This is a genomic window from Arthrobacter sp. TmtSoilC77, assembly GCF_059739415.1.
Genome location: NZ_AP046050.1, coordinates 1,353,370 through 1,364,763, shown reverse-complemented (window position 1 = coordinate 1,364,763; position 11,394 = coordinate 1,353,370). Strand labels below are relative to the sequence as shown.

The window sequence follows — 11,394 nt, the reverse complement described above, 5'->3', positions numbered from 1 at the left end:
CCAGAGGGATGTGGGACTTCTTGCGTTGGAGTATGTCGGGGAAGCTTGACTGCTTGTGTTCACTTCTTGACTACAAGGTGGCTTTTGGGGCAATCTTCTTGTCATGCCCGCTACGCAGCGCTCAACGAAGAGCCAACCACGAAAACCCGGCTCGCAGTCCGCGCTCCGGCACTTGAACCAGCAACGGATTATCGAGTGCTTGTTGAGCGGGCCGTCTACGCAGGCCGAGCTTTCAAGGCAGACCGGGCTCTCCACTGCCACGGTGTCCAACATTGTGAAAATCATGCAGGACGCAGGCCTCGTTTCCACCGAGCCAACCACCAGCTCCGGACGCCGGGCAACCAACGTGAGGTTGAACAGCAACGGTGCGGTCGCCGTCGGAATCGACTTCGGCCGACGCCACCTGCGGGTGGTTCTGGCCTCCCTCGGATATCACGTCATCGCAGAGGATTTCATCGAACTTCCACTCGGCCACCATGCAGAGGAAGGGATCGCAGCCGCAGTCCGGTTACTGGGGCGATTGCTCGCCGAAAATGGCATCGATCCAAGCGCTGTGGTGGGAGCCGGCGCGGGTATCCCTGGTCCGATCGACCGTAGATCGGGCACGGTGGCGCAAGGTGCCATCCTGCCCGAATGGGTGGGGATCGATATCCTGCACAGGCTTGAGGAAGCCCTGAATTGTCCCGTATTTGTTGATAATGACGCCAATCTTGGCGCCCTCTCGGAGGTGACGTGGGGACCTCATAGCGGGGTGTCCAACCTGATGTTCCTCAAGATCGGATCCGGTATTGGTTCGGGCCTGATTCTGAACGGCGTGCCCTACTACGGGAACGTGGGCATCACGGGAGAAATCGGCCATGCGACCATCCACGAGCACGGGCTGATGTGCCGGTGCGGCAACCGCGGCTGCCTCGAAACCATCGCCTCCACCACCACCATGATCGAGCTGCTGGGCAGGGGCAAAGAGACATCGCTGACGCCCCAGGACATTGTCCGGAATTGCCTCGCAGGTGACTCCGCAACCCAACGCGTGGTGGATGATGCCGGCCTTGCCGTGGGGCGCGCACTGGGCAACGTGGCCAATCTGATAAACCCTGAAGTGATCGTGGTCGGCGGTCCCCTGGCGGGCCTTGGCGACCTCCTTCTCAACCCCATCCGCAGGGGCCTTGTTCGTCACGCCGTACCCGTGGTGGGCGAAACAACGCACCTCGCAATGTCGTCCTTGGGAGCACGTGCCGAAGCGCTTGGCGCAGCTGCCTTGGTGTTCCAGCAAGCTGGAATTACGGGTAGGTAACGAAATCGTTAGCTGGTTCTTGTGTTCAAGTCTTGACGACAAGATAGGTGATCCAGTTTACTTTTTCATCAGACAGCTCCGCCATTTGGGGAGCGACAACGAAGTCATGCATTGGAGGCGTAAGGGCTGATGACAACCCCTGACACGCAAGACGAACCCATCCTCTTGGAGATGCGCTCGATCACGAAGGAATTCCCCGGCGTGAAGGCTTTGTCGAATGTGAGCCTGCGCGTAAAGGCCGGCGAAATCCACGCAATCTGTGGTGAAAACGGCGCCGGAAAATCCACGCTGATGAAGGTTCTTTCCGGGGTCTACCCCTACGGCAGCTACACGGGAGACATCGTGTACATGGCCGAAACGCAGCAATTCAAGGACATCCGCGCAAGCGAAGCCGCGGGCATCGTCATCATCCACCAGGAACTGGCGTTGATCCCGGAGCTTTCGATTACCGAGAACATCTTCCTGGGCAACGAGCCCAGCAAGTGGGGAATCATCGACTGGGCAGAAGCCCGGAAACGTTCCATCGAACTGCTGGCCAGGGTTGGCCTCCGTGAGGACCCGGACACCCCCATCAAGGAACTTGGCGTCGGCAAGCAGCAGCTGGTGGAAATCGCCAAGGCGCTGAACAAATCCGTCCGCCTATTGATCCTGGACGAGCCCACAGCGGCCCTGAACGAATCGGACTCCCAGCACCTGCTGGACCTGATCCTGGGCCTGAAGGGCAAGGGCATCACCTCGATCATCATTTCCCACAAGCTCAACGAGATCGAACAGATTGCCGACGAGATCACCATCATCCGTGATGGCAAGTCGATCGAGACACTGAACGTCAAACGGGATGGCGTTGACGAGGACCGCATCATCAAAGGCATGGTGGGCCGGACGCTCGAGTCCCGGTTCCCGGACCATGAGCCCAAGATCGGCGAGATCTTCTTCGAGGTCAAGGACTGGACCGTCGGCCACCCGCAGATCCAGGACCGCCTGATCTGCAAAGGCTCCAACTTCTACGTACGCCGCGGTGAGATCGTGGGCTTCGCAGGACTCATGGGGGCCGGCCGCACAGAGCTTGCCCGCTCCCTGTTCGGGCACTCCTATGGCCGCTACATCAAGGGACAGGTTTACAAGGACGGCAAGCCGGTCAACCTCCGCAGCGTCCGGGCGGCCATCGACGCCGGCTTGGGTTACGTCACGGAAGACCGGAAGTCCCTCGGCCTGAACCTGCTGGATGACATCAAGACCACCACGGTAGCCGCGAACCTCCGGGCGATCAGCAAGTACACAGTGGTGGACGACCGCAAGGAATTCTCGGTGGCAGAGGAGTACCGAAAATCCCTGCGCACCAAGACCCCGTCAGTGGAGGAAGGCGTCGCCAAGCTCTCCGGCGGAAACCAGCAGAAAGTGGTGCTGGCCAAATGGATGTTCACCGATCCGGATCTCCTGATTCTTGACGAACCCACGCGGGGAATCGACGTCGGCGCCAAGTATGAGATTTACGGCATCATCCAGCGGCTGGCGAACCAGGGCAAGGGAGTGATTGTCATTTCCTCGGAGCTTCCTGAGCTCCTGGGCCTGTCCGATCGCATTTACACCATTTTTGAAGGCGCCATCACCGGTGTCCTGGACAAGAACGAAGCGAGCCAGGAAAGCCTGATGAAACTCATGACCTCCGCCCGCAAGACGGCCTGACCGTTGGCCCAGACTCACCCCTTCCTGACACAAGGACCAAAACAATGAACGCGCTCAAGAAGCTATTTGGTGGCAATACCCGCCAGTTCGGCATGATCTTCGCCCTGGTGGCACTTATCGTCTTCTTCCAGATCTTCACCGAGGGCCGGACGCTGACCCCGGGCAATGTGATCAACCTGTTCAACGGCAACTCCTACATCCTGATCCTGGCCATCGGCATGGTCCTGGTGATTATTGCCGGCCATATTGACCTCTCCGTGGGTTCCGTGGCCGCATTTGTGGGTGTTTCCGTAGCCCTCGCGATCCGGGACTGGGGCATCCCCTGGTACATGGGTGTGCTGTTCGGACTGGTGCTCGGTGCAATCATCGGTGCCTGGCAAGGGTTCTGGACAGCGTATGTGGGCATCCCCGCCTTCATCGTGACGCTGGCAGGCATGCTCCTGTTCCGTGGTTTCAACCAGTTCGTAGGCAAATCCAACACCATCCCTGTTCCCAGCGACTTCCAGTACCTGGGCTCGGGCTACCTGCCGGAAATTGGGCCAAACACGGGCTTCAACAACCTCACCTTGTTGTTGGGCATCGTGGCCGCGGCGTTTGTTGTCATCATGTCCCTGCGGGCCCGCGCTACCAACAAAGCCCTCGGCGCCGACGTTCCCGAGCTCTGGGTTGAAGTCACCAAGCTGGTGCTGATCTGCGGTGCCATCCTCTACGCCACGTACCTCTTCGCCACCGGCCGCCCCGGAACCTCCTTCCCAATCCCCGGTCTGATCCTGGCCGTGCTGGTCCTGATCTACGGTTTCATCGCTGACAAGACCGTCCTTGGCCGCCACGTCTACGCAGTTGGTGGTAACCGTCACGCAGCAGAACTGTCCGGTGTGCAGTCCAAGAAGGTCAACTTCATGGTCATGCTCAACATGTCCGTCCTTGCAGGCCTCGCGGGCATGATCTTCGTTGGCCGATCCACCGCATCCGGCCCCTTTGACGGCGTCGGTTGGGAACTGGACGCAATCGCAGCCGTGTTCATCGGCGGCGCCGCAGTTACCGGCGGCGTTGGCACCGTGATCGGCTCGATTGTCGGTGGCCTGGTGATGGCCGTGCTGAACAACGGCCTCCAGCTCCTTGGCGTAGGCGCCGACCTCACCCAGATCATCAAGGGCCTGGTGCTCCTGGCCGCCGTAGCCTTCGACGTCTACAACAAGATCCAAGGCAAGCGGTCCATCACCGGCCTGTTGATGAAGAACTTCCAGCGCAACAACGACATCAAGCCGGACGAGACCACGTCCACCAAAGAGGTCATCTCCAAGGAAGCCTGACCGGTTTCCATCGACTCGCTCCACCCCACCCACACAGAAAGTGAACCAAGATATGCGAATGTTTGGTAAAGCAGGAAAGGCAGCAGCAGTCGCTGCCATCGCGGCACTGGCGCTGACAGCCTGCGGCCGCTCTGACAGCGGCTCAAGCAGCAGCACTGCTGGCGGGGAAGCGTTCCCCAAGGACTCGATGATCGGCGTCGCCCTTCCGCAGAAGACCAGTGAAAACTGGGTCCTCGCGGAGAAGCTGTTCAACGACGGCCTCAGCGGCGCCGGGTTCAAGCCCGACGTCCAGTTCGCCAACGGCGGCGTGTCCGAGCAGCAGAACCAGATCAGCGCCATGGTCACCAAGGGTGCAAAGGTCATCATCGTTGGCGCAATCGACGGCGCCCAGCTGGGTACGCAGCTCAAGCAGGCCAAGGACTCCGGCGCCACGGTCATTGCTTATGACCGTTTGCTCCTGAACACGGAGAACGTGGACTACTACGTTGCGTACGACAACTTCAAGGTCGGTGTGCTCCAGGGCCAGGCCTTGCTGGACGGATTGAAGGCCAAGAAAGCTTCCGGCCCGTACAACATCGAGCTCTTCGCCGGTTCCCCGGATGATGCCAACGCCAAGGTCTTCTTCGACGGAGCCATGAGCGTCCTGAAGCCGAAGATCGACGACGGAACCCTGAAGGTACTCTCCGGCCAGACCACTTTCGAGCAGGCTGTTACCCAGGGTTGGAAGGGCGAAAACGCTCAGAAGCGTGCGGACACCCTCTTGGCAGGCAGCTACACCTCGGCCCCGCTGGACGGCGTACTTTCCCCGAACGACCTCCTGGCACGCTACATCCTGAACTCGGTCAAGGCCGCAGGAAAGCCGACGCCGGTCATCACCGGCCAGGACTCCGAGGTTGAGTCGGTCAAGTCGATCATGGCTGGCGAGCAGTACTCCACCATCAACAAGGACACCCGCAAGCTGGTTGAGCACGCCATCACCATGGTGAAGGACCTGCAGGCCGGCAAGCAGCTGGAAATCAATGACAAGGATTCTTACAAGAACGGTGTCAAGACTGTTCCGGCTTACCTGCTCCCGCCGCAGATCGTGACGGCAGCGAACGTCAAGACGGCTTACGTCGACGATCCGGTACTCGGCCCGATCACCAAGTAGCACCGAGCACCAAGTAGCACCGATCACCAAGTAACAGCTAGCTCCAAGTAACAGCACAGCCCCGGTCCGCCAGCAGGCGGGCCGGGGCTTTCGCTTTGCCTGAACTGTAGGGGCTACTTCCCCTCTTGGACCGTGATCACCCCGGGTCCCGAAAAGTTCAGCACTGCCTTGCGGACTGCGTCCGGCGATTTCAGCGTCCGGTACTCGTAGTTATCCGAAGGTGACCAGCCGACGTCGGACGTAAAGTCACGCTGGGCCCATTCGGGTACGTCGGTGCCCGACTCAGCCGCGGCGGCTACCGCCTCCGCCTTGCGTTCGTCAAAGGAGTCTTGGGCGATGGCTTCCAGGTTGACGGGCTCACCGTTGAACCAGGAACCGGTATCACTGAACATGTTGCCGTTGTAGCTGGTGACTGTGATGGATTCATCGGCGTCCGGCCCGGAGTAGTCAAAGGCGTTGCACTCGGAGAAGATCCGGGAATCGTAGCCCGCACCGATGAAGTAGCTGGTGCCGCCCTGCGCCTGACTAATCATGGGATAGTCCGGGTCCTCGCTACTGCCAACGAAGTAGTTGTTCAGAACGTGCACCTGGCCGAAGCGGACCCGGGGACCACGCTGTTGGGTGTTCTCGAAGAGGTTCGAAATGAAGCTTACGCGCAGCTTTCCGCCGTCCTTGTCTACATGCTCGTCGCCGGATCCCAGAAGGCTCGTCTTGTCGTGGTCCTTGAGTTGGCTGTTGGAGATCGTGACGAAGTCTGTTCCGTCCTTCAAATCCAGCAGGCCGTCGTGGCGGATGACGGGCTCGTTCTTGAAGTCCTTGGGCGCCTCGCTGTCAGGATAGCGGCCGTCTGTCACCAGGACATGGTCAATCCAGATGTGGTCCGAGGTTACGGCGGACAAGCAGTCGAAGCGGGCGTTCCAGGCGCCGTCGCCGTCGTCGGGAGACCATGTGGTGAACCAGTCCACGGGGGATTCAATGCTCAAGTTCCGAATCACAACGTTGCTGGCAACGTTCATGATCACGTTGGCTCCCACCAGCCCGGAGTCAGCGTCCAGTCCCAGCAGCGTGGTGTTGCTCGGAAGGTTCACCTCGATCTGCCGCTTCATGGCGTTGCTGCCCTGTTGACGCAACTGCCTCATTTGCTTGCAGTACGGGAACGCTTGGTCGCTCCAGGTCTTGCCATTGTCCAGAAAGCAGCTCATGTACTTCTCGATGTTGTAGCCGGGAGCGTAGTCCTGCTCGCCAAGGATCTTTCCGTCAGGGGCTTCGTTACCGTTGATAATCCCCCGGATGTAGATGATTTTGGGTGCCTTGGGGTCGCCGTTATTCAGCGTGGCTGCCTTGAGTTCTGCCAAGGTGCTCACCACGTGAACGTTCTCCGACGGGGCGTCGGACCCACCGTTGGTCCCCGGGCCGGCCGGGGTGCTGCCAACGGAGGCCCAACCTGTGGGAGCTGAATCGTGTATTGAGACTGTGGGCGAACCGTGCAGATCAACCGGTTCGGCGCTGCTCGGGGGCGCGCTTGCCAGCGTTGCCGCCAGCGCGATGCCTGCTACTGCTGCCACCGTGGCTGGACGTCGCCGTAACGCGCGGTTCGGGAATCGGGAGTGAAGGTTGTTCGGGGATGTTGTGGACGTCATTGGCCTGTTTTCCGGCACGCCAAAGAGCACATGCCTGGTAGCGGGAATGGGCGATTCGACTAACTACTTTTCCTTGCCCGCACTGCGAGAAAGCGCTTTCTTAAGGGGCTGTCCTATTATGCCTGTGCAGCTCGTCACGCTGTCAAGAGGTCGTTCGGAATCCGGACCTGCCTGACCTCCGCACATTTCACAGCCCACGCATAGCTTCGGCAGGCTTCCCGCACAGCAGCGCTCAGCAGTGTTGGACCTGCAGCCCGCGAGCCAGCGGTCTGCGGAACCAAGCAGGTCCAAAGGAGAAACGTGAGCGTCCTTGCCCGAAGCGTAGGCAATGCCTTCCGCAACAAAATCAGAACGGCCGCGGTAGTCGCTGTGCTGGCCGTAGCGATCGGCCTGGCGTTGGCCATGCTCGTTGCCAACCAGGCCGTGGGTGCCAAGGTCCAGGAGCTCAATGCTTCCGTGGGCACCACCCTGACAGTGAATCCGGCTGGTGGGCAGGGCTTCGAAGGTGGCGGCGAACCGCTCACCGCTGCTCAAGCGCAGACGGCAGCCTCGGTCACCAACGTGACGTCCGTGGTGGGTACCAAGGCGCTGCGTCTGCAAACGGCGACGGCAGAAACGGGCACCACCGAGCAAGCCGTTCAGGGCGGTTTCGGTCCCGGCGGGCAGCAGGCCAGCGTCACCACCAACCTCACGGCAGCCATCGATGCCGGCACCCTCGGCAACCGCAACGGCTCCACCACCAACACCGGAGGTACGGGCACCACCCAACGGGTTCGCACCCTTCCTATTACGGCCACGGGCATCGCCGCCGAGGTCGACAGCACCGGCAAGGCCTTGGACATCACCAGCGGCACGGGCTTGGGCGACTACGCCACGGCCCAGGCAAAAGCGCTGGTAGGAACGACGCTGGCCGAGAAGAACAGCCTTACGGTCGGCTCGACGTTCACCATCCAGGACAAGACCTTCACGGTGGCGGGCATCTTCGACGCCGGAACCGCCTTCGGCAACAACGCCGTGTACGTGACACTGCCCGAGGCCCAGACGCTGGCGGGTACCCCTGACGAGCTCTCCACGATGATCGTCACAGTCAACAGCATGGAAAACGTCGATAGCACCAAAACGGCCGTCCAGGCCGCGTTGGGAACCGGCAAAGCAGACGTCACGCAAGGCCAACGCAACCTCGAAACCGCGGTCAGTTCGCTGGACAGCGTCAAGAACATCTCCCTGGTCGCGTTCATTGCTGCACTCGCTACCGCCGGACTCATCATCCTGCTGATCATGGTGATGCTGGTCCGTGAACGCCGCCGCGAAATTGGCGTGCTGAAGGCCATCGGTGCCCGGAACCGCACTATCGGCCTGCAGTTCGTCCTGGAATCGCTGGTACTTGTGGCTTTGGGCAGCGTGGTGGGTGCCGCCATTGCATCGCTCGCCAGCGGCAGTATCGCGTCCGCGCTGATCAGTTCCAACACAAGCACGACGGCGGCCCCAGCCACCCAGCGCGCGGGCGGCTTCGGCGGTGGAGGGTTCGCCGGTGGAGGTTTCGCCGGTGGCCAGGGCGGTCCGTTCGGCGGGGCCTCCCAATTGCTCACTTCCGTCACTGCGAGCGCCTCCCCCGGCGTCATCGCTGCAGGCATCGCCGCGGTCTTCGCGGTGGCCATCATCGGCGCATTGGTCCCGGCCTTGCTGACCGCCCGCATCCGTCCCATCGAAGTACTCCGAGGAGAATAGCCGTGATTGAAGTCAAGGACCTGGTCCGTCAGTTCAAGTCCGGTGACAGGACCATCAAGCCTGTCAATGGTGTGAGTTTCCAGCTGGAGAAGGGATCTCTTGCTTCCATCGTCGGCAAGAGCGGCAGCGGCAAAAGCACGCTGTTGTCGCTCCTGGGTGCGCTGGACAAACCAACCAGCGGAGACGTCGTCGTGGATGGCGTCAGCCTGGCGGGACTGCCGGACAGCAAGCTGACCGAGTACCGCCGTCGTGATATCGGCTTCGTGTTCCAACAATTCAACCTGATCCCGAACCTCAGCGCCGTGGACAACGTCATGCTGCCGATGGAGTTCGCCGGGGTCCGGAAGGCTGCGCGGCTGAAGCGCGCCAAGGAATTGCTGGAGCAGGTGCAGTTGGATCCGGAAAAGCAGTCGCGCCGGATCAACCGCCTTTCCGGTGGCGAGCAGCAACGCGTCGCGATCGCCCGGGCACTGGCCAACGAGCCCAAGCTGATCCTTGCCGATGAGCCCACGGGAAACCTGGATGAGCAGACCGGCGAGCACATCATTGAGCTGCTGAGCTCACTGAGCCGGGACCATAACACCACCATTCTGGTTGTCACCCACGACCGCAGCCTGGCGCAAAAAACGGAACGCTGCTTCCGGCTTCAGCAGGGCCGGCTCACGGAGGAGGTCAAAAGCGGATTGCATCGATGACCTTGACGCGCACCGCCACGAGCGCCGGGATGGCTCCGGCGAGTGCGCCCACAAGGACAGCCGCGCCAAGGCCCAGGAGCGCTGCGTCTACGGGGAAGGACGGATATTCGGTCAGGCCGGGCGCTACCTTTGACTCGATCCAAGGGTTCTTCACCACTGCGACAGCCAGCATGACGCCTGCGATTCCGGCAACCGCCGTGGCTACGACGGATTCCATCATGACGCCGAAGAAGATCCGGCCGGACGTCGCACCGAAACTGCGTCGGATGCCGATTTCCCTTACTCTGTAGCGCACGGTGACCATGGAAATGTTGAGCATTCCCACCGCACCGAGCAGGAGCACCAGTCCGGCTACGCCGCCCACAATCCACTGTGCCGGTCCCAGCGGATCACCGTAGGCGGCGAAGTCGACGCGTTGGGCTTGGACGTAGTATCCCGGGAACTGGCCCTGCAGGTCCGCCGAGATGGCGGCGGTCAGTGCGGCGGCCTGTTCCTCCCCCACCCAGATCTTGAACTCGGACATATCAGCTTGCATACCGGTCATTGCCGCAGCGTTGGTGAGGATGAACGCGGACGGAGGAGAGTCGGGCCAGGTATCGGGAACGACGCCGATAATCACCGCCGTTGCCGGCTGGTCACCTGGGATGGTGACGGTGGGATTGGTGGCCAGGTTGGGCCTGCCCGCTTGGTTGTAAAAGCCTTCGGAGACCACGACGGCGGGTGCGAGCCTTTGGTCGTCGTCGGCGGCGAACCACGTCCCTTGCGTGAGGGGCACGCGGTGTATGGTGCCATACCCGATGTCCACGATGGTCATGTTCACGGTGGTCACGCCGCGGGGAAACTGGAAGCCCGCCTGGGTGCGGCCCACATGTGCAGACGTGGTGATGCCGTAACGCTGCTGGATTCCTTCGTAGGCTTTCTCCAGTTTTTCGGCATCGGGAGTGTTCGGGCCGTTGACGCCCAGCGTCAACGTTGCCACGCGGCCTCCATCGCGTTCGGACTGCACTTTGATCCCCTCGCGTACCAGGCTGCCGAGGCCCACCACGGATGTCAGCGCAGCAACAGACAAGGCGACCCCAAGGAGAGCCAACAGGATACGCACCTTGTTGATCCGGAGTTCCTGCCAGGCTTCCACCAGCGTGGACATGAAGCCGGTCATGCGCTGACTCCTGCTGTTTCGGCAAGTGCCAGCGGGGTCAGCACTCCGGTGTCCAGTCGATAGCAGGCACGGGCCAGTGCCGCCACATTGGTATCGTGCGTGATGGTCACCAGTGCGGCCGCTGTTTCCGTGGCCACGGTGTCCAGCAAGGCCATGACAGCCTGACCGGTTTCCACGTCCAATGCGCCTGTTGGTTCATCGGCAAGGATGAGCCGTGGCCTGCGGACCAAGGCGCGTGCGATGGCAACGCGTTGCTGCTCACCGCCGGACAGCATGTTTGGCATGGTGTTGGCTCGGGCGGCCAATCCAACGCGGTCCAACATGTCCATGGCCAGTTCGCGGCGGCGCCAAAACTCCCTGCCCTTGGCGTAAAACAAGGGAGTGATGACGTTGTCCAAAGCATTGCGTCCCGGCAGCAGATTGAACTGCTGGAACACGAAGCCAACTGTGGAACCACGCAGGCTGGCGCGGGCGTTGCTGCTCAATCGGTCCGCAGGGTTGCCGAGGAATTCCAGTTCACCGGACGTGGGGACATCCAGGAGCCCCAAGAGGTTGAGCAGTGTCGACTTTCCGCATCCTGACCGGCCGACAATGGCCGTGTGGTCACCGCTCTGGACCTCAAGATCGACGCCTCGGAGGATATGCAGTTGCTGCTCGTCCGGCAGCGTCACGGAACGGGTCACTGAGCGGAGACTGACGAGGGTTTCCCTGGTGCTTATCGCGTCCATA

General features: G+C 61.3%; 9 protein-coding genes. 6 read left to right on the top strand and 3 right to left on the bottom strand.

Annotated features, from left to right (window positions below; all coding sequences use genetic code 11):
- The first annotated feature begins 103 nt into the window (after window positions 1-103).
- The 4 genes from AC6I99_RS06385 (at window position 104) to AC6I99_RS06370 (ending at window position 5,443) form a co-directional block, all read left to right on the top strand.
- Complete coding sequence (locus AC6I99_RS06385) at window positions 104-1,294, top strand: ROK family transcriptional regulator (RefSeq protein WP_224166775.1); 1,191 nt, start codon at window positions 104-106, stop codon at window positions 1,292-1,294.
- A gap of 129 nt (window positions 1,295-1,423) precedes the next feature.
- Window positions 1,424-2,980 carry a multiple monosaccharide ABC transporter ATP-binding protein gene (mmsA, locus tag AC6I99_RS06380; RefSeq protein WP_224091501.1) on the top strand — a complete coding sequence of 519 codons (1,557 nt, stop codon included), beginning with the start codon at window positions 1,424-1,426 and terminating at the stop codon, window positions 2,978-2,980.
- 44 nt (window positions 2,981-3,024) lie between these two features.
- On the top strand, window positions 3,025-4,293 hold the full coding sequence (gene mmsB / locus AC6I99_RS06375; RefSeq protein WP_224091500.1) for a multiple monosaccharide ABC transporter permease: 1,269 nt from the start codon (window positions 3,025-3,027) through the stop codon (window positions 4,291-4,293).
- A 52-nt stretch (window positions 4,294-4,345) separates the two neighbouring features.
- Window positions 4,346-5,443, top strand: a complete 1,098-nt coding sequence (locus AC6I99_RS06370; RefSeq protein WP_224091499.1) for a substrate-binding domain-containing protein — start codon at window positions 4,346-4,348, stop codon at window positions 5,441-5,443.
- A 113-nt stretch (window positions 5,444-5,556) separates the two neighbouring features.
- Here the strand turns inward: AC6I99_RS06370 and AC6I99_RS06365 are convergent, their stop codons facing one another.
- The gene (locus AC6I99_RS06365) at window positions 5,557-7,083 is read right to left on the bottom strand and encodes a pectate lyase family protein (RefSeq protein ID WP_497960635.1); all 1,527 of its coding nucleotides are present in this window, start codon (window positions 7,081-7,083) and stop codon (window positions 5,557-5,559) included.
- A gap of 300 nt (window positions 7,084-7,383) precedes the next feature.
- Between AC6I99_RS06365 and AC6I99_RS06360 the strand changes: the two genes are divergently transcribed.
- Both AC6I99_RS06360 and AC6I99_RS06355 read left to right on the top strand, forming a co-directional pair.
- Window positions 7,384-8,811: an ABC transporter permease gene (locus AC6I99_RS06360; RefSeq protein ID WP_497960633.1), complete on the top strand. Its 1,428-nt coding sequence runs from the start codon at window positions 7,384-7,386 to the stop codon at window positions 8,809-8,811.
- 2 nt (window positions 8,812-8,813) lie between these two features.
- Window positions 8,814-9,506, top strand: coding sequence for an ABC transporter ATP-binding protein (locus tag AC6I99_RS06355; protein WP_224091496.1), 693 nt, complete (start codon window positions 8,814-8,816; stop codon window positions 9,504-9,506).
- Here the strand turns inward: AC6I99_RS06355 and AC6I99_RS06350 are convergent.
- A complete protein-coding gene (locus AC6I99_RS06350; protein WP_497960632.1) occupies window positions 9,484-10,665 on the bottom strand; it encodes an ABC transporter permease in 1,182 nt (393 codons plus the stop codon). The genes AC6I99_RS06355 and AC6I99_RS06350 overlap by 23 nt on opposite strands.
- Window positions 10,662-11,393: an ABC transporter ATP-binding protein gene (locus AC6I99_RS06345; protein ID WP_224091492.1), complete on the bottom strand. Its 732-nt coding sequence runs from the start codon at window positions 11,391-11,393 to the stop codon at window positions 10,662-10,664. Before AC6I99_RS06345 ends, AC6I99_RS06350 begins: the two co-directional genes overlap by 4 nt.
- Window position 11,394: the final 1 nt, after the last annotated feature.

What these genes read in the sequence shown, in the direction of transcription:
- AC6I99_RS06385 (WP_224166775.1), top strand. Translation starts at nt 104, where the DNA reads ATGCCCGCTACGCAGCGCTCAACGAAGAGCCAACCACGAAAACCCGGC.
- AC6I99_RS06365 (WP_497960635.1), bottom strand. Translation starts at nt 7,083, where the DNA reads ATGACGTCCACAACATCCCCGAACAACCTTCACTCCCGATTCCCGAAC.
- AC6I99_RS06370 (WP_224091499.1), top strand. Translation starts at nt 4,346, where the DNA reads ATGCGAATGTTTGGTAAAGCAGGAAAGGCAGCAGCAGTCGCTGCCATC.
- mmsA (WP_224091501.1), top strand. Translation starts at nt 1,424, where the DNA reads ATGACAACCCCTGACACGCAAGACGAACCCATCCTCTTGGAGATGCGC.
- AC6I99_RS06350 (WP_497960632.1), bottom strand. Translation starts at nt 10,665, where the DNA reads ATGACCGGCTTCATGTCCACGCTGGTGGAAGCCTGGCAGGAACTCCGG.
- mmsB (WP_224091500.1), top strand. Translation starts at nt 3,025, where the DNA reads ATGAACGCGCTCAAGAAGCTATTTGGTGGCAATACCCGCCAGTTCGGC.
- AC6I99_RS06345 (WP_224091492.1), bottom strand. Translation starts at nt 11,393, where the DNA reads ATGGACGCGATAAGCACCAGGGAAACCCTCGTCAGTCTCCGCTCAGTG.